At 48.1% G+C, this 16,803-nt stretch carries 16 protein-coding genes; 12 read left to right on the top strand and 4 right to left on the bottom strand.

Going from position 1 to position 16,803, the window contains the following annotated elements:
* Nucleotides 1-39 precede the first annotated feature (39 nt).
* From OCV68_RS03085 to OCV68_RS03075, 3 genes are read left to right on the top strand one after another with little or no spacing between them, the layout of a single operon-like run.
* The gene (locus tag OCV68_RS03085) at nucleotides 40-225 is read left to right on the top strand and encodes a hypothetical protein (protein ID WP_262570626.1); all 186 of its coding nucleotides are present in this window, start codon (nucleotides 40-42) and stop codon (nucleotides 223-225) included.
* Entirely contained in the window at nucleotides 173-958 is a 786-nt protein-coding gene (gene recO / locus OCV68_RS03080; protein WP_262570623.1) for a DNA repair protein RecO, read from the top strand. The genes OCV68_RS03085 and recO overlap by 53 nt, the downstream gene beginning before the upstream one ends.
* Nucleotides 951-3,347 carry an endonuclease MutS2 gene (locus OCV68_RS03075; RefSeq protein ID WP_262570620.1) on the top strand — a complete coding sequence of 799 codons (2,397 nt, stop codon included), beginning with the start codon at nucleotides 951-953 and terminating at the stop codon, nucleotides 3,345-3,347. The genes recO and OCV68_RS03075 overlap by 8 nt, the downstream gene beginning before the upstream one ends.
* Before the next feature lie 49 nt (nucleotides 3,348-3,396).
* Here OCV68_RS03075 and OCV68_RS03070 read toward each other — a convergent pair whose 3' ends face one another.
* The 3 genes from OCV68_RS03070 to OCV68_RS03060 all read right to left on the bottom strand — a co-directional run bounded on the left by OCV68_RS03070 (nucleotide 3,397) and on the right by OCV68_RS03060 (nucleotide 6,630).
* The gene (locus OCV68_RS03070) at nucleotides 3,397-4,692 is read right to left on the bottom strand and encodes a hypothetical protein (RefSeq protein WP_262570617.1); all 1,296 of its coding nucleotides are present in this window, start codon (nucleotides 4,690-4,692) and stop codon (nucleotides 3,397-3,399) included.
* Nucleotides 4,689-5,183, bottom strand: coding sequence for an RNA polymerase sigma factor (locus tag OCV68_RS03065; protein WP_022475460.1), 495 nt, complete (start codon nucleotides 5,181-5,183; stop codon nucleotides 4,689-4,691). Before OCV68_RS03065 ends, OCV68_RS03070 begins: the two co-directional genes overlap by 4 nt.
* Before the next feature lie 94 nt (nucleotides 5,184-5,277).
* Complete coding sequence (locus tag OCV68_RS03060; RefSeq protein WP_022475459.1) at nucleotides 5,278-6,630, bottom strand: MATE family efflux transporter; 1,353 nt, start codon at nucleotides 6,628-6,630, stop codon at nucleotides 5,278-5,280.
* A gap of 366 nt (nucleotides 6,631-6,996) precedes the next feature.
* Between OCV68_RS03060 and OCV68_RS03055 the strand changes: the two genes are divergently transcribed.
* Nucleotides 6,997-7,887 (top strand): SPL family radical SAM protein, encoded by an 891-nt coding sequence (locus OCV68_RS03055; RefSeq protein ID WP_022475458.1) that lies wholly within the window; start codon nucleotides 6,997-6,999, stop codon nucleotides 7,885-7,887.
* 44 nt (nucleotides 7,888-7,931) lie between these two features.
* Here the strand turns inward: OCV68_RS03055 and OCV68_RS03050 are convergent, their stop codons facing one another.
* Nucleotides 7,932-10,109 (bottom strand): hypothetical protein, encoded by a 2,178-nt coding sequence (locus OCV68_RS03050; RefSeq protein WP_262570615.1) that lies wholly within the window; start codon nucleotides 10,107-10,109, stop codon nucleotides 7,932-7,934.
* Nucleotides 10,110-10,400: 291 nt separating this feature from the next.
* On the opposite strand from OCV68_RS03050, the gene OCV68_RS03045 reads away from it, so the two are divergent.
* The 8 genes from OCV68_RS03045 to OCV68_RS03010 all read left to right on the top strand — a co-directional run bounded on the left by OCV68_RS03045 (nucleotide 10,401) and on the right by OCV68_RS03010 (nucleotide 16,792).
* Nucleotides 10,401-10,574 (top strand): DUF1540 domain-containing protein, encoded by a 174-nt coding sequence (locus tag OCV68_RS03045; protein ID WP_022475456.1) that lies wholly within the window; start codon nucleotides 10,401-10,403, stop codon nucleotides 10,572-10,574.
* 198 nt (nucleotides 10,575-10,772) lie between these two features.
* Nucleotides 10,773-12,146, top strand: coding sequence for a carboxyl transferase domain-containing protein (locus OCV68_RS03040; protein ID WP_262570613.1), 1,374 nt, complete (start codon nucleotides 10,773-10,775; stop codon nucleotides 12,144-12,146).
* A gap of 30 nt (nucleotides 12,147-12,176) precedes the next feature.
* On the top strand, nucleotides 12,177-12,521 hold the full coding sequence (locus OCV68_RS03035) for a biotin/lipoyl-containing protein (RefSeq protein ID WP_262570612.1): 345 nt from the start codon (nucleotides 12,177-12,179) through the stop codon (nucleotides 12,519-12,521).
* A 20-nt stretch (nucleotides 12,522-12,541) separates the two neighbouring features.
* A complete protein-coding gene (locus OCV68_RS03030) occupies nucleotides 12,542-13,939 on the top strand; it encodes an oxaloacetate decarboxylase subunit alpha (protein ID WP_022475454.1) in 1,398 nt (465 codons plus the stop codon).
* A 159-nt stretch (nucleotides 13,940-14,098) separates the two neighbouring features.
* Nucleotides 14,099-14,329, top strand: a complete 231-nt coding sequence (locus tag OCV68_RS03025; RefSeq protein WP_022475453.1) for a hypothetical protein — start codon at nucleotides 14,099-14,101, stop codon at nucleotides 14,327-14,329.
* A gap of 42 nt (nucleotides 14,330-14,371) precedes the next feature.
* The gene (gene ychF / locus OCV68_RS03020) at nucleotides 14,372-15,466 is read left to right on the top strand and encodes a redox-regulated ATPase YchF (RefSeq protein ID WP_022475452.1); all 1,095 of its coding nucleotides are present in this window, start codon (nucleotides 14,372-14,374) and stop codon (nucleotides 15,464-15,466) included.
* Nucleotides 15,467-15,486: 20 nt separating this feature from the next.
* On the top strand, nucleotides 15,487-15,936 hold the full coding sequence (locus tag OCV68_RS03015) for a hypothetical protein (protein WP_022475451.1): 450 nt from the start codon (nucleotides 15,487-15,489) through the stop codon (nucleotides 15,934-15,936).
* A gap of 151 nt (nucleotides 15,937-16,087) precedes the next feature.
* A complete protein-coding gene (locus tag OCV68_RS03010) occupies nucleotides 16,088-16,792 on the top strand; it encodes an ABC transporter ATP-binding protein (protein WP_022475450.1) in 705 nt (234 codons plus the stop codon).
* Nucleotides 16,793-16,803 lie beyond the last annotated feature (11 nt).

Below are 16,803 nucleotides of genomic sequence, written 5' to 3'. Positions count from 1 at the left end.
GGGAAATAATTATAGTAAACTTCTATTGGAGGGTTTGCTATGACTGAGGATTTTTCCCGTGACAGATGGAACGTTTTTGAAAACAGCGGAAGAGTCGCTGATTATCTTTACTATAAAGGCATAGGCAGCAGAGAGCTGCCCACATCAAGGTCAGCGGGAGGGGAGCCGTCAGATGCTCATAACCACTGTAGGAGCGGTGATATCAGTAAGGGACGTGGGGGATAATGACAGGTTCATCACCGTGCTTTCCCCCGATATGGGCCTTGTGGAAATTTCGGTAAAGGGCGCAAAAAAGCTGGGTTCGGGCAATAATGCCTCAACGCAGCTTTTTGCCTGTTCAAAGTTCTGTTTCAGGGAGCGGTCGGGCAGGTATTACCTTAACAGCAGCGAGCCTGTGAAGATATTCTACGGGCTTCGTCTTGATATGCAGAAGCTTGCCCTTGCGTCCTATTTTTCCGAGATAATAACCTGCGCCGTTACCGCAGGGCAGACCGCAAATGACATATACAGGCTTTTCCTCAACAGCCTTTATATGATATCCGAAAAGGAAGCGGACTGCGATTTTATAAAATTCGTTTTTGAGATGAGAGTGTCCGCAGACCTGGGAATGATGCCCGGACTGCTGGGCTGTGATGAGTGTTACCGCTCCGATGTACCGCTGTATTTTCTCATAAAGCAGGGGATATTCCTCTGCGATGAGCATATGCAGACAAGGGTGCTGTACCCCAACAAATATAATATTGAGATAACTCCGGGAATGTTTGAGGCTATAAGGTTTGTGTGCCTGTCCGAGCTTGACAGGATATTCAGCTTCAGGCTTTCCGAGGGCGCTCTTAAAAAGCTGGGCAAAATAAGCGAGCTGTATGCACAGGAGCATTTTGAGAGACATTTCAGGACGCTGGATTTTTATCATTCAATATCAGCGTCTGCACAATATGAGGATAATAAAAATGAATAAACACTATAAAACACTTGAATTACATAAGATAATGGATATGCTGGCGGAGCAGGCAGGAAATGACGAGACTCTCCGCATGATATCCGAGCTGGAGCCTGTTACCGATATCGACAAGGTAAGAACAGAGCTTAAAAAGACCGAGGACGCATTCGACCTTTCGGTAAAATACGGCACACCGCCCTTTTACCGCTTCAAGGATATAAGAGGCTCGCTGCAAAGGGCGCAGTCGGGGTCAAGTCTTACTCTCCGTGAGCTGCTTGACGTGGGCGTGATGCTCAGGCAGATAAGGGGTCTCACCGACTATTACGCTTCCGCAGGAGATGCGGAAAATACGCTTACTCCGCTGTTTACCGAGCTTTCCCCCAACAAGTGGCTGGAGGATAAGATACAGAACGCCATTCTCAGCGAGGACGAGATCGCCGATACCGCCAGTGCCGAGCTTGCCAACATCAGGCGCAAGATAGCTCAGGCGGGCATCAGGATAAGAGAGAGCCTTGACAAGATGGTTCGCTCTGCCGACGTGCAGAAGTCGCTGATGGATAACATCGTAACCGTCCGTGACGGCAGATATGTTCTCCCCGTAAAGGCGGAGTACAAGGGCAACGTAAAGGGTATCGTCCATGCTTCTTCCGCAACAGGCTCCACACTGTTCATCGAGCCTGAGGCTGTTGTTGAGGCAAATAATGATATCCGTGTTCTCCAGGGCAGGGAGCAGGAGGAGATCGAGCGAATTATCGCCGAGCTTTCCTCCGATTGTGCAGCCTGCGCCGAGACTATGAAAAATGACTACATGACCTGCGCCGAGCTTAACCTTTACTTTGCAAAGTCAAACCTTGGCGCAAAGATGAAGGGCTGTATCCCCGAGATATCCGATGACGGCGTGCTGGAGCTTAAAAAGGCACGTCACCCCCTTATTGACCCCGATAAGGTCGTTCCCGTGGATATCACCGTGGGCAAGGATTACAGCACGCTTATAGTAACAGGCCCCAACACAGGCGGTAAGACCGTTCTGCTGAAAACTGCGGGACTTCTTACAGCCATGACCATGTGCGGACTTATGGTGCCTGCCGCTGACGGAACAAAAATATCTGTTTTCAGGCATATCCTTGTTGATATCGGCGATATGCAGAGCATCGAGCAGAGCCTTTCCACATTCTCCTCCCACATGAGCAACGTGGTGAACATCATCAAGACCGCCGACGAAAGCTCCCTTATCCTTATAGATGAGCTGGGTTCGGGAACCGACCCTGTTGAGGGTGCGGCTCTGGCGGTTTCAATCATCGAGGCGCTTATGGAAAAGGGCAGCAGGATATTTGTCACCACCCACTACCAGGAGCTGAAAATTTTTGCTATCGAGCATGAAAATGTAGAGAACGGTTCCTGCGAGTTTGATGTAAAGACCCTCCGGCCCACATACAGGCTCATAATCGGTTCTCCCGGAAAATCAAACGCATTTTCCATTTCATCAAAGCTGGGAGTGCCTGCGGATATCATTGCCAATGCAAAGGCACTGGTCTCAGATGATGACCGCCGCTTTGAAGAGGTTGTCACTCAGCTGGAAGCTTCCAGACGTGCCCTTGACAGGCAGAACACCGAGCTTGCTCAGCTGAAAAAGCAGGCAAAGGAGCAGGCGGAAGCCCTTGAACTTGAGAAGCAGGAGTTTGAAGCCCGTAAGGACGAGGAGTTTGAAAAGGCACATACCCAGGCAATGCGCATAGTTGAGAACTGCCGCTTTCAGTCTGATAAGCTTCTTGAAGAGCTGGCGGATATCCGCAAGGAGCGCAACAAGGAAGCATTTGATAAGCGCACCAGCGCCGCAAAATCCATGAGCCGCAGCTCTCTCGATAAAATGTATGACGAGGCAAATCCCGTCCGCAAGAAGGAAAACGAGTATAAGCCTCCACGTCCTTATAAGAGGGGAGACAGCGTTGTTATCGTTGATATAGGCAAAAAGGGAATACTTGCCGGCGACCCCGATGCCAACGGAAATGTTTTTGTGCAGGTGGGCATTATGAAGACCAAGACCAACGTAAGCCGTCTGCGACTTGCGGAGGAGGACAAGGTGACTGTGGGCAGCAAAAAGGCTCCCGCAGGCGCAAGAGCGGGAGTTTCCAAAACCAAGGTCAGCGGGAAAATGGAGCGCAGAAGTTCGCTGGAGCTTGACATAAGAGGCTGCGCCGTTGACGAGGGCATTCACGAGGTTGATGCTTTCATCGACAACGCCGTAATGGTAAATGCAGGCATAATAACCATTATTCACGGCAAGGGAACGGGACTTCTGAGACAGGGCATACAGCGCCACCTGAAGCATCACCCATCGGTAAAAAGCTTCCGAAACGGACTTTTCGGCGAGGGCGAGGACGGCGTTACCGTTGTTGAGCTGAAATGATAAATGATAAAAAAATCGGACAGGGCGTGTGCCTTGTCCGATTTTTGCTTTACTCATCAATATTTATTTTCATAAGTTGTCCCATATCGTCATAGCAGCGGATATATATAGGCTCACTGCCGCATTGACCGATAAGCGTCTCTGTATCCGCCTGATCGCCGCCGTTCACCTCACGGCTCGAAAGACCTGTGAAGATAACAGTCCTTGCAGTGCCGCTTGCTGTGAGTATCATAACGGTTTCACTGCCCTCGTAATTCTGACCCGCAAAGGAAACAGTGCCCGTTATGTGGGGATAAAGCTTAAAATATTCCTCGTTGTCAAGGACAAGCACTGTTCCGCCGTTCTCGTCCTCGGTGCGGATTTTTTCAAATATGTCGGAAGCACTGCCGCCGAATATTTCGCTGAATTGGTATATCTCACGGATATCCGATGTGTATGAGACATTGCTTTCGCCGTCCGTTAATGTTACAGAGGCAATTTCAGCAGTGTGATGATAATATTTTCGAGTGCTTTTATCCAGTGCATACTGCACCTTTTCGTTCATGGCATCGTCGGAGGGTTCAAGGAAAATTTTCCTGCCCGATTCGCTTTCGATGTCGTTCACAACGGGGACAGCATTTTCGCAAAGCTCGGCGCAGCGTGAATCAATGAGCCAGCCCTCGGCAGTTCTGCGAATGGGCGCAGTATTTTCGGGAAGGCTTATTTGAACATTTCCGTATTCATCGGAAACGTTCAGCATGATGATATATTCGTCGCCTATCTGCATTTCGCCCAGTTCGCCGTCCGCTGCGGGATCGGAGGACACATACATGATATCGGTAAAAGTGCTGTTTGGGGAAACATTATCGGCGTAATAATATTCTATGGGTGACAGCTCATATTCTATCCGTCCCGTATCGCTTTCGGGAAGATAGTTCTTTGTTATCACCCTGCACCTGAGGATAATATCCGCTTCATCAAGAGAAATATCCTGCTGTGAAGCATCGGCAGTGACTGCTGCGTGGAAACAGATGTCTGTGGGTTTAATGAACTCACTCAGCAGATGTTCGCTGCCGCTTTCGAGAAATTTGTCAAGAGACGCAGTGGTCTCGGACATTTCCGCAAGCTCCGCTATGCTTATGTCAGATGTTCCGCTGGAATTCAGATAGGACAACCCGAAGAACGCTGCTGCCGTCACAGCAGCCGCAGTTATTGTCATGGCAGCTATACGCCGCCTGCTGCTGTGCATTTTTATCCTTTTCTTGGCAATAAGCTCGCCCTTTTCAAAACGGAAAAGACTGTCAAAATCGGCAGGCTCGCCGGCATTTCTGTCAAATTGTTCCGCATATTTGTTTCTGCCGTTCATACCGATTCCTCCTTATATAGCTTTTTCAGTTTTTCACGCCCACGCATCATTCGCACACGCACGGTCGATTCCTTTACTCCCAGCATACGGGCTATCTCCGAGGTGGAGAAGTTTTCGTAATAGAACAGGTGCAGTGGAACTCTCTCCTTTTCGGGCAGCCGCATCACCGAGCGGAAAAGGTCGGATTCCTCGCCGAAATCCTCTTCATAGGGAACGGTGTCCAGATCATCTTCCGAGACGATGCGGGTGAACCATGATGAGCGCAGTGTGTTCTTGCAGATGTTCGACGTAACGGTTATGAGCCACGGCTTTATATGCCCGCAGTCGCTCAGCTTATCCATGTTCTTATAGTATTTGAGAAAAACTTCCTGCATAACATCGTTGGAGTCTGAACGGTTTTTCATGTAGCTGAATGCAACCGAATAAACAAGTCGGCTGCAGCTTTCAAATACATTTTTAAATAGCTGCTGTTTTTCGGCATCAGTCAGCATCTGCCCGTTCACCCCCTGTCATATATCCCTGTAATATTTCTATAATTTTGCCCCTATGATAGTAATACAGATCAGCGGGGCAGATTGTTACAATTTACGAAGAAATTTTTTTCTTTCCGAATGTGGCTTCCATCAACTGCTTGTCGGAAGCATATCCTATGATGAGAAGTATGGTCATGAATATCCATACGATAGGCTCCGATATCATTACTCCGAAGTATCCCAGAGCAGGTGCGGCGGTGAATGCGATTACCGCCTTTCCAACCATTTCTATAATGCTGCTGGCTACGGGAACTGCCTTTCTGCCAAGTCCCTGCAGAGAACTTCTCAGCACGATAAGCACCGCAAGCACAAAGTAGAACGGCGTGTTGACACGCATATATTTTGAAGCAAGATCAACGATATACTGCTCGTCCGTGCCTGCTATCCAGCTTACGATGTATGGCGAGAAAACATATCCGATAATGACTGCCGCAGCCGACCATACCCACGCCATAAGGATAGAGCTTTTTACGCCCTTGCCCGCACGGTCAGGTCTGTTCGCACCGATGTTCTGGCTGCAATAGGTGGCGCAGGCGGAGCCGAATGCGGTGTAGGGGAGCATGAGAATGCTGGATATCTTTCTTGCGGCGGTGTGAGCCGCAATGGTCTTTGTGCCGAAATCATTGATGGCACGCTGTAGAATAAGGGAACCTATCTCGACCAGCGAGAACATAAGCGCAAGCGACAGACCCATGGAGAAAAGCTCCCACACCTCTTCCCACGTTATCTTGAATTCCTCGGGCTTTGGGATAAGATAGGGGAAGCGAATCACTATATAAATGCAGCATAGGATAAATGAAACTGCCTGCGATATGATAGTCGCATACGCCGCTCCCGAAACGCCCATGCCGAATTTTGCAATGAAAAGGATATCAAGTCCCACGTTCATGGCGGAGGATATTATAAGGAACACCAGAGGAGTTATGCTGTCGCCCACGGCTCTCAGAACACCTGCGGACATATTGTAAAGCATGGCTGTTACCATAAAGAACAGTGTAACGGAGATGTAGCTGTAAGCCTCATCAAAAATATCTGCGGGAGTGTTCAGCAGGTGCATAAAGGGCTTGATGAAGAATATGCTTGCCACGGTAAGCACTGCCGATACCGCCAGACCGATGATTATAGTTCCCGCTACCGAGCGGCGCATCTTAACGTTATCGCCTGCGCCGTAGTGTCTTGCGGTTATTATTGAAAAGCCGTTGGTAAGACCCGACATGAAGCCGATTATAAGGGTGGAGATATAGCTTGTGGAGCCAAGCGCCGCTATAGCGTCAACGCCGATAGTCCTTCCCACTATAATAGTATCGATCATGCTGTAAAGCTGCTGGAAAAGGTTTCCGATAATAATGGGTACCGAAAAGGCGAATATCACCTTGGCGGGATTGCCCGAAGTAAGTTCTTTCATATGTTCTATCCTTTCAAAAATATATCAATAGTATAGATTATATCATCGCAAAGGATTTGTCAACAAAGAAATTCAGAGGATTTTATTAAAAAAGTTTGCTTATACTAAGCATCAATTAAAAACTATACAAAAAATCGAGCATGATCTTGCGTGTATGGGTTATGTGAAGACTTTTTGTCTATAGTTTTATTGGCGATTGGTATTATAATACCTGACATACCGCTGTCATATTACCTGTGATATAATGATAATTGAAGTTATCTGCGATTTGAACATATTTTTTCAAAAACCAATGACAAATTCGGATAAATGTGTTATAATAAAATAAATACAACAATATCCGACAACATGAGAGGGGGAAGCCGTATGGAGGAAGTAAAGGCTGTTTCCATACTGCACAGGAACAAGACCTCGGGCTGGTTCGGCACCGACTATAATATGAACCTTTACAGGGGCTGCTGCCACGGCTGCATATACTGTGACAGCCGCAGCGACTGCTACGGCATCGGCGACTTTGATTCGGTAAGGTGCAAGGCAAACTCGCTGGAGATCCTCCGTGACGAGCTGCGCAGAAAGGTGCATACGGGGGTCATCGGCACGGGTGCCATGAGCGACCCTTATAATCCATATGAAGAAAAGGCTCTGCTTACCCGCCATGCGCTGGAGCTTATCGACGCTTACGGCTTTGGCTGTGCAGTTCTTTCAAAAAGTGCGCTTATGACCCGTGATATTGATATTTTTCTTTCCGTAAAGGAACATTCTCCCATGATGTGCAAGCTTACAGTCACCACCGCCGATGATGAGCTTTGCAAAAAGCTTGAGCCAAATGTGAGCGTGTCCTCGGAGCGCTTTGAGGCGCTGGCAAAAATGTCGGAAAGCGGACTTTTCACGGGAATAACCATGATGCCCGTTCTGCCGTTTATCGAGGACAGCGAGGAGAATATCCGCTCCATAGTCCGCCTTGGGCATGAAGCGGGAGTGCATTTCATATACCCCGCTTTCGGAGTTACTCTCAGGAACACTCAGCGTGAGCATTTTCTCAGCAGTCTTGACAGCATATTCCCGGGGGAACGGCTGTCCGACAAATATATCCACCGCTTCGGCAATTCCTATGAATGCACCTGCCCAAATGTAAAAGTGCTGTGGAAAGCATTCACCGAGGAATGTGAAAAATACGGCATACTTTATAAAATGCAGGATATCATATCTGCTTCAAAACTGGGGTATGAATACGACCAGATGAGCTTGTTTGAGTAAAAATCCGCTGCCACATTATTGTGACAGCGGATTTTTGCATAATATCAGTAGCTTTCGGAAAGATAAAGCTGAACTCTGTTCTGGATAGCTTCGGCAGCTTCCTTTGAGCTAATGTTTCCGTTAAAATACCGTGACGCTTCCTCACTGATGATGTCGCTTACGGTGGTGTTGTATTTGTGGATATTCTGCACGGAGCTTATAACGGCGTTTACCTTGTCGATATCCGCCTGAGCAGGCTCGCCGATGCCCATAGTTCCGCTTGAAAGCATCATATGTCCCATTATGATTATGGGGTTTGTGACACGGGAGCTGTCGTGGGTCATAGCTTTTTCAGCTTTTTTCTGAAGTGAATCGTTTCTCACAGGGAAGCAGTCAACATAGTCCTGATAATCGGGGAGCAGCAGGGTGCGTACAAATCTCCATGCGCCCTCCTTATTGACTGAGGAGCTTATCGCAAAGCCTGTTTCTATCTCGAATGCAGAGCCTATGCCGCTTTCAACTGGGAATCCCACGGCGGTGGCAGGCTCGCCGAAATTTTCATGCTCAAAGGTGTATATATCCGCATAATCGTTGAGGTGGGATATGAGCAGCAGAGAGCTTTCGTCGGCATACATGGTGGCATATCTGTCCCAGAAGCTGTCATCAAAATAAGCGTCGGTATCCAGTGAGGACATATATTCATTTGCATATTCCAGCAGCCCGATAAAATAGTCGGAGGTAAAATCGCAGGTGCCTTTTTTAATATCAATAAGCCTACTGCCTGACATATAAAGGGCGTAGTCAAGGATATCGTTTTTGCAGGAGCCGGGGAAGATCTCCGTGCCCGAGGGTCTCTGTGCGGCAATATTTCTGAGCTGCTCGGTGGTGATGCCCATTTTATCGCCGAATATGGAAGTTTTTCCCAGAACGGTGAATACCTTGAAGCGGTCGCTGAATGTATAAAGCTTGCTGTCGGTCTCGGAGGCTTTAAGCAGGTTCGGCAGGAAATCCTCACGGCTCAGCTCGCTGTCACTGTCGATAAATTCATACATATCGGCAAAAATTCCCTTTGTAACATATGTATCCGCAGGGGTCTCGTTGCCTATCATAAGTATATCGGGAGTTTTGCCCGAAAGCATATCCATATTCAGCGACTGTATGTCGTTGTAGCATTTAAGGGTTATGCGGTATTCGCTGTCCCTGCGGTTAAAGTTTACCGCCTGATTTTTTATATAAGGGTCAAGGCTGTATTCATCGCCTGCAAGTATAAGCTCTTTTCGTTGTGCGGGCTTTTCGTCCGTTGCCGAAATTTTGTAGGCGCAGGGTCTGCCTGAGGGATATGCGCTTCCGCCGCATATGAAGCCGTCCTCTGTGGGGAATATCTTTGTTACCTCCATTATGCTGACGCCGCTGTCGATCCAGTTGAACAGCTCAGTCTTTGTGCCCACTTCAGGGTCGTAGGAATAAAATGTAGTTCCGTCGGTGATAAAAAGCTCGCTGTCACCATAGCCCGAAACAGGATATGTATCGGACGAATACACCTCGTCAAATGGAAGCGCTGCCTTTACAAGCTCCTTATTGGTCATGTCTGCCTTATACAGTACAAAGCCGTTTGAATATGACCATACATACACCGTTCCCGATGCGCCTTTGACCATATTCCATGCGCTCATGTTTTCTGCGGACATTTTGCAGATAAAGCTGCCGTCATATCCGAAAACATAGATATTGTTGTAGCAGTTGACGAAAAGATAGTCTTCGGCAGCGCATATTCCGTCAATATAAAAATCGTTGTCGATGCCTTCGGGGGAAAGCGGCAGTGATGATACATCGTTGCCCTCTGCGTCTGTTTTTACAAGTGTGCAGGTCTGCCCATCATCATTATATACAGTGCTGACATAATATCCCGAGCCGTCAGCGGTGAATGATATCTCTGAGCGGCGGTCATCTGTGATCAGTCGGGAGCGGAAGTCGCTTCCGTCGGACTTCATGCTGTTGAAATAATATTCAGCCGAATCGTCTGTCATAAGATATGATCTGAAAAAGAGCCTGTCCGATGCGGGGGAGTAGGAAAAATCCTGTATCTCGCCCATAGCCTTGCTGTCAGAAATACTCTGGGTGCTGATATAGTTCAGGGTCTTGACGGCTTCCGTATCGGGCTGAGTTTTGCTGTTCTGAGCGCAGGCAGTGAGCATTGCCGCAGATGCAAGGAGGCATACTGCTTTGACGGTAAGTTTTTTCATTTTTTGAATATCCTTTCTTTTCTTTTGAGGCATTGAAGCCCTCACGCTATATATACAAATGCAAAGTGCGAAATGTTACATAGCTATAACTGTATCGTCTGATATAATACGGTTATAACACATGAATACGGATTTGTCAATAGGCAGCTGCGTGGATATTCGGAAATTTTTCCATGAATGACATTCGCACAGCCGCAGATAATACTTATGTACCCGATCCGTACAAACGCTTGCTTTGGGCAGGCATTTGTATGGAATGCGGTAAAATATAGATAAAAAGAGGTATTTGTCATGTCTAAGAATTCTGCTATCAAGTGCGATGTAACAAGCTGCAAGTATAATCTCAACGCAGAGCATTACTGCTCTCTCGAGTCCATCAAGGTTGGCACTCACGAGGCTAACCCCACCGTTCCCGAGTGCACAGACTGTATGTCCTTCGTCTGCAAGCCCTCCTGCTGCGGCTGATAAATCCACCCTTTGCGGACGTCCGATTTGCTTCGGGCGTCCGCTTCTTTTTTTGACAAATTGTAAAAACATTTTGTCACTGCAAAAAAATGGCATATAATCTCTTGTAAAATTAAATAAAAGGGTGTATAATTAAACTCGGATAAATTTTATTTACAGCTTTGCTCATGCCTTGCTGCGAAATGGAGGAACTAAATTATGATGACTGAAAGTCAGAGAGCGGCGCTTGCGGAATATGCGGCTGTCAAAGGTCGATGCCCCGCAAGAGAACGACTTGCAGCACTTTTTGACGATGGAGTTTATACGGAAACAGGCTCAAATCTCAGAGCCGGTGAGAACCTCGCAGGCGTGGTAACCGCATACGGATATATCGGGGGAACTCCCGCATACGCCTTTTCTCAGGACAGCACTGTTATGAAGGGTGCAGTAAGCCTTGCTCACAGTGCCAAGATATGCAAAATGTTTGAGCTTGCCGCAAGGAACGGCGTTCCCGTTGTGGGAATATATGATTCATGCGGCGCATTCGTTGAGGACGGAGCTGACGCTCTCAACGCTTACAGTGATATTCTTCTCAGCATGGGCAGCCTTTCGGGCGTAGTTCCCATGGTATCGGTAATTTCGGGAGTATGTGCGGGAACTATGGCAATGATAGCTTCCTCCGCTGATTTCTCCGTTATCACCGAGGGCGCTGAGCTTTATCTTGACGCATCGGGAAACAACGCTTCCGCCGAGAGCGCAGCAAAGAGCGGCGCAGTTAGCGCATATGCCAAGTCCGATGCAGAGGCTATGGATACTGTCCGCAGATATCTTTCCCTTATGCCTCAGAATAACCTTTCACCCCTTCCCGAGTTTGAGTTTGACGCTCCCGTGAGCGCAGCTTTCGATAACGCCGAGAACGCAGCCGAGAGCATTGCAGATGCAGGCAGCATTCTTGAGGTTTACGGCGAGTACGGCACAGCTTCCTACACTGCGCTCTGCACAGTTTCGGGAGTTACAGCAGGTATCGCTGCCACCAACAAGACCAAGGACAAGCTCACCTCTGCAGACTGCTCAAAGATCGCAAGATTTGTTCGTCTCTGCGACGCTTACAGCATTCCCGTCATCACTGTTGCCGATACCGAGGGCTTTGACCTTCATGGCGCAGATATGGTACGTGCGGGTGCTGCTCTTGCAGGCGCATATGCCGAGGCTTCATGTGCAAAGATAGCACTGGTAAGCGGCAAGGCATGCGGAATGGCTTATATCGCATTTGCAGGCAGGAATGTTGCTGCCGATGCAGTTTATGCGCTTCCCGAGGCAGTTATCGCTCCCATGGATCCTGTCAGCGCAGCTGAGTTCCTTTATCATGACAAGCTCAAGGGCGCAGATGACCTTGCAGCCGCAAGAGCTCAGATAGCCAAGGAATATGCCGAGAATGAAGGCTCTGCATTTGCGGCAGCAGCCAAGGGTGCGGCTGACGAAGTGGTAACAGCCGAAAACGTAAGAGCAGCAGTTGCTTCCGTTCTTGATGTTACAGCAGGTAAGCGCCTTAACAAGCGCCTTCCCAAGAAGCACAACATTCTTCCCCTTTGATAAAATTAACCTGAAAGGTCGATATACATTATGAAGAGATTTAATATTACAGTAAACGGAAAGTCCTATGACGTAGCAGTTGAGGAAGTAGGAGGCGCAGCTCCCGTTCAGGCAGCTCCCGCAGCAGCACCCGCACCCGCAGCTGCTCCTGCAGCAGGCAACGGCACACCCGTTAAGGCTCCCATGTCCGGAAATATCCTTGATGTCAAGGTAAACGTAGGCGACACTGTTTCCGCAGGCCAGGTCGTTGTAGTTCTCGAGGCACTCAAGATGGAAAATGATATCGTAGCTCCCGTAGCAGGCAAGATCACATCTATCGCTGCCAAGAAGGGCGATACCGTTAATTCCGATGACGTTCTCGCTACCATCGCATAAGCTGAAAGGAGCAATCCACAATGCCTAAAGTAAAAATCACCGAAACCGTTCTCCGAGACGCTCATCAGTCGCTCATCGCAACAAGAATGAGCATTGACGAGATGCTCCCCATTATGCAGGAGATGGATAAGATCGGCTACTATTCCGCAGAGGTCTGGGGCGGCGCAACATTTGATGCTTGTATCCGTTTCCTCGACGAGGATCCCTGGGAGAGACTGAGAATAATCCGTAAGAATATGCCCAACACCAAGCTCCAGATGCTTTTCAGAGGTCAGAATATGCTGGGCTACCGTCACTATGCTGACGATGTTCTTGAATATTTCGTTCAGAAGACTGTTGCAAACGGTATGGATATTATCCGTATCTTTGATGCGCTGAACGATATCAGAAACCTCCAGACAGCTATCCACGCTGCCAAGAAGGAGGGCGCACACGCTCAGGTAGCAATGTCCTTTACACTGGGCGATGTTTTCACCGATGATTACTATGTAAACTACGCAAAGCAGTGCGAAGCAGAGGGCGCTGATTCCATCTGTATCAAGGATATGGCTGCGCTCCTTACTCCTTTCAGAGCTGCTTCCCTTACAAAGGCTCTCAAGGAGAACATCGGTATCCCCATTCAGCTCCACACACACTATACATCGGGTCTCGCTTCAATGTGCCAGCTCAAGGCTATTGAAAACGGCTGCGAGTATATCGACACAGCAATGTCTCCTCTGGCTCACGGTACTTCCCATACTCCTACCGAGTCTATGGTAGCAGCGCTCCAGGGCACAGAGTACGATACAGGTCTTGACCTTGTAAAGCTTACCGAGATCAGAAGCTACTTCATGGGTCTGCGCAAGAAGTATATCGACGAAGGTCTCCTTGACCCCAAGATCCTTGTTGCAGATGCAAACGCACTTATCTATCAGGTTCCCGGAGGAATGCTTTCCAACCTTCTGTCCCAGCTCAAGCAGTCGGGCAAGGAGGATAAGTTCGAGGAAGTGCTCAGAGAAGTTCCCAGAGTTCGTGCAGATGCAGGTAATATCCCTCTTGTTACTCCTTCCTCCCAGATCGTGGGCACACAGGCTGTGTTCAACGTTATCAGCGGCGAGAGATACAAGACCGTTACCAAGGAATTCAAGGACGTTATCGCAGGCAAATACGGAAGAACTCCCACACCTATCGACCCCGAGTTCAGAAAGTCCATACTCAAGGGCGAGGAGGCTATCGATTGCCGTCCCGCAGATCTGCTTGAGCCTGAGCTTGATACTCTCCGCAAGGAATGCGCAGAGTGGATCGAGCAGGACGAGGACGTTCTCACCTACGCAATGTTCCCCAAAGTCGCTCCCAAGTTCTTTGAGAAGAGACGCAACAAGAAGTACGGCATTGACGGAAAGAATTCCGATGCCGCAAGCAAGATCCATATGGTATAAGGCTTTAAGCCCCGCTAACAAAAATCAAGAGATACCGTGCCAAGGTGCGGTATCTCTTTAAATTTGTAAATTATTCCGAGGAACTTCACATTGCTATTGCATTTTTTGGAAAAATAGTATATAATAAGTAAAATACGTTTTTTCTAAGGAGGCTATTTTATGTTAGAAGAGATCATCGGTTCCGTATGCAGATATTCAAATGAGAAAATCAAGATAACAAAGGGCATGGCTGTTGCCGCAGCTCTCGGTGCATTCATTATAGGTCTTATTTCAGGCGTTATAGCTGCCCGTCTGGCACTCAGCAAGAAGTTTGCTGCCTGCTGCTCTTCAAGCGACGATTTCGACGCTGACGAGTATGTTAAAAATCTGAATTTCAGCGACGATGAATGATCTGCGTCCCAATAAATAAATCAGCAAAGGAAAATCAAAGATATGAAATTAGGTATGGTCGGTCTTCCTAACGTAGGAAAAAGTACGCTCTTCAACGCTCTTACAAATGCAGGCGCAGAATCTGCAAACTATCCTTTCTGCACCATCGAGCCCAACGTGGGCATAGTTTCCGTTCCCGACAGCCGTCTTGACAAGCTCAGGGAAATGTACAACCCCGATAAGTTTACCCCTGCCACACTTGAATTTGTTGATATCGCAGGTCTGGTAAGAGGCGCTTCCAAGGGCGAGGGCCTCGGTAACAAGTTCCTTGCAAATATCCGTGAGGTCGATGCCATCGTTCACGTTGTACGCTGCTTTGAGGACGATAACATCGTTCATGTTGACGGCGAGATAAATCCTGAGAGAGATATCGAAACTATCGACTTGGAGCTTATCTTCTCCGATATCGAGCTGCTGGAGCGCCGTATCGACCGCACAAAGAAGCTCATCAAGGGCGATAAGAAGTATCAGGCTGAGCTGGAGTTTCTTGAAGCTCTGAAAGCTCATCTTGAAGAGGGTCACTCTGCCCGTTCCTTCGGCTTCACCGAGGAGCAGGAGGAGATAATCAAGACAACTCCGCTGCTTTCCGCAAAGCCTGTCATCTACGCTGCAAATCTCAGCGAAGATGATTTCAAGAACAACATCGAAAATTCCAAGCATTATAAGACAGTGTGCGAGATAGCTGAGCGTGAACACGCCGCAGTGCTGCCCATCTGCGCCGAGCTTGAAGCCGAGATATCCGACATGAGCGGCGAGGACAAGGAGATGTTCCTTTCCGAGCTGGGTCTTGAGGTATCAGGTCTTGACAGAATTATCAAGGAGGGCTATTCTCTGCTTGGCCTTATCTCCTACCTTACCGCAGGTCAGCCTGAGGTTCGTGCATGGACTATCAAGAAGGGAACCAAGGCTCCCCAGGCAGCAGGAAAGATACACACCGATTTTGAAAAGGGCTTTATCAGAGCGGAAGTCGTTTCCTTTGACGACCTTATGGCGTGCGGCTCCATGGCTGCCGCAAAGGAAAAGGGACTTGTGCGTTCCGAGGGCAAGGAATATGTTATGCAGGACGGAGATATCGTTCTTTTCCGCTTTAATGTCTGATCCTTTCGGGAGGGATTTTTATGAAGAGGCATGAATATTTATACTCTGCGCTGGCAGCATTTGGTGCGGCGTTGGTGTTCATCGTGTTCGGTTCGGTAGTGCTCCATGTGCTCAATCCGTATCTTGATGCGGCTGAGATAGGCTTTATGTTCTTCAAGATGATACCCATTGCGTTCATAGCAATAGGCGCAGTTTTTGCGGTCATCGGCGCATATGCGCTTGTCAATGAAAGAATGATCGAGAACGGCGAGGTCATTGAGGCAGAGATAACAGGCATCAACGAGTTCTTTGTTGGTCAGACCACTGAGATAGTTCATTACAACCTGTTCTGCGAGGCTGTTATCAACGGAAGAAAGTATAGATTTTCCAAGAAAAATCTGGAGACCAATCCCAAGGAGCAGTTTGCGGGCGGCTATGTTCCCGTAAAGATAAATCCTAAAAATCCGATGCAGTATTTTATAATGATGTGATATTGCTACATAATGAGGGGTATATTTCGCTAAGAAATATACCTCTTTTCTGTTTAATTTGTAAAAAATGTCAATTCCAATTAAAGGGCTGCTATGGTATAATATAATGTGGTTTGTTATATTCAAATAACTTATGATGGGACGGTTGTATATGAGTTTTGTATCGTTAAAAAATGTATATAAGCGCTATCAGATGGGCGAGGTAACTATCACCGCATCGGACGGCGTAAGCTTTGATATCGAAAAGGGCGAGTTCGTTGTTATCACAGGTGCCAGCGGTGCGGGAAAGACCACTGTACTGAACCTTATGGGAGGAATGGACACCTGCGATGAGGGCGAGATTATCATTGACGGCAAGGATATCGCAAAGCTCAAACCCAGAGAGCTTACCGCTTACCGTCGATATGACATTGGATTTGTTTTCCAGTTCTACAATCTGGTGCAGAACCTTACCGCATATGAGAATGTGGAGCTTGCGGCTCAGACCTGCAAGGATAAGAGCATTGATGCGGCTCAGGTGCTGAAGCAGGTGGGTCTGGAGGACAGAATGAACAACTTTCCCGCACAGCTTTCCGGCGGCGAACAGCAGAGAGTTTCCATTGCAAGAGCGCTGGCAAAATCACCCAAGCTCCTGCTCTGCGATGAGCCTACAGGCGCTCTCGACTATAACACGGGCAAGACAATACTGAAGCTTTTGCAGGATACCTGCCGTGAAAAGGGTATGACAGTGGTAGTCATCACCCACAATCAGGCGATAACCCCCATGGCTGACCGTGTTATCAAGATAAAGAACAGCAAGGTGGCAAAAATATCCCTCAATCCCAATCCCACACCTGTTGAAAATATTGAATGGTAAGGTAATAACGC

The sequence above is a fragment of the Huintestinicola butyrica genome (genome assembly GCF_025567215.1).
GTDB classification, from domain to species: domain Bacteria; phylum Bacillota; class Clostridia; order Oscillospirales; family Ruminococcaceae; genus Huintestinicola; species Huintestinicola butyrica.
This window is presented reverse-complemented; position numbering and strand designations above follow the sequence as displayed.

Coding starts and splice junctions, on each gene's coding strand:
- OCV68_RS03065 (WP_022475460.1), bottom strand. CDS start 5,183: ATGCTGACTGATGCCGAAAAACAGCAGCTATTTAAAAATGTATTTGAA.
- OCV68_RS03045 (WP_022475456.1), top strand. CDS start 10,401: ATGTCTAAGAATTCTGCTATCAAGTGCGATGTAACAAGCTGCAAGTAT.
- ychF (WP_022475452.1), top strand. CDS start 14,372: ATGAAATTAGGTATGGTCGGTCTTCCTAACGTAGGAAAAAGTACGCTC.
- OCV68_RS03035 (WP_262570612.1), top strand. CDS start 12,177: ATGAAGAGATTTAATATTACAGTAAACGGAAAGTCCTATGACGTAGCA.
- OCV68_RS03010 (WP_022475450.1), top strand. CDS start 16,088: ATGAGTTTTGTATCGTTAAAAAATGTATATAAGCGCTATCAGATGGGC.
- recO (WP_262570623.1), top strand. CDS start 173: ATGCTCATAACCACTGTAGGAGCGGTGATATCAGTAAGGGACGTGGGG.
- OCV68_RS03040 (WP_262570613.1), top strand. CDS start 10,773: ATGATGACTGAAAGTCAGAGAGCGGCGCTTGCGGAATATGCGGCTGTC.
- OCV68_RS03015 (WP_022475451.1), top strand. CDS start 15,487: ATGAAGAGGCATGAATATTTATACTCTGCGCTGGCAGCATTTGGTGCG.
- OCV68_RS03025 (WP_022475453.1), top strand. CDS start 14,099: ATGTTAGAAGAGATCATCGGTTCCGTATGCAGATATTCAAATGAGAAA.
- OCV68_RS03055 (WP_022475458.1), top strand. CDS start 6,997: ATGGAGGAAGTAAAGGCTGTTTCCATACTGCACAGGAACAAGACCTCG.
- OCV68_RS03070 (WP_262570617.1), bottom strand. CDS start 4,692: ATGAACGGCAGAAACAAATATGCGGAACAATTTGACAGAAATGCCGGC.
- OCV68_RS03060 (WP_022475459.1), bottom strand. CDS start 6,630: ATGAAAGAACTTACTTCGGGCAATCCCGCCAAGGTGATATTCGCCTTT.
- OCV68_RS03050 (WP_262570615.1), bottom strand. CDS start 10,109: ATGAAAAAACTTACCGTCAAAGCAGTATGCCTCCTTGCATCTGCGGCA.
- OCV68_RS03030 (WP_022475454.1), top strand. CDS start 12,542: ATGCCTAAAGTAAAAATCACCGAAACCGTTCTCCGAGACGCTCATCAG.
- OCV68_RS03085 (WP_262570626.1), top strand. CDS start 40: ATGACTGAGGATTTTTCCCGTGACAGATGGAACGTTTTTGAAAACAGC.
- OCV68_RS03075 (WP_262570620.1), top strand. CDS start 951: ATGAATAAACACTATAAAACACTTGAATTACATAAGATAATGGATATG.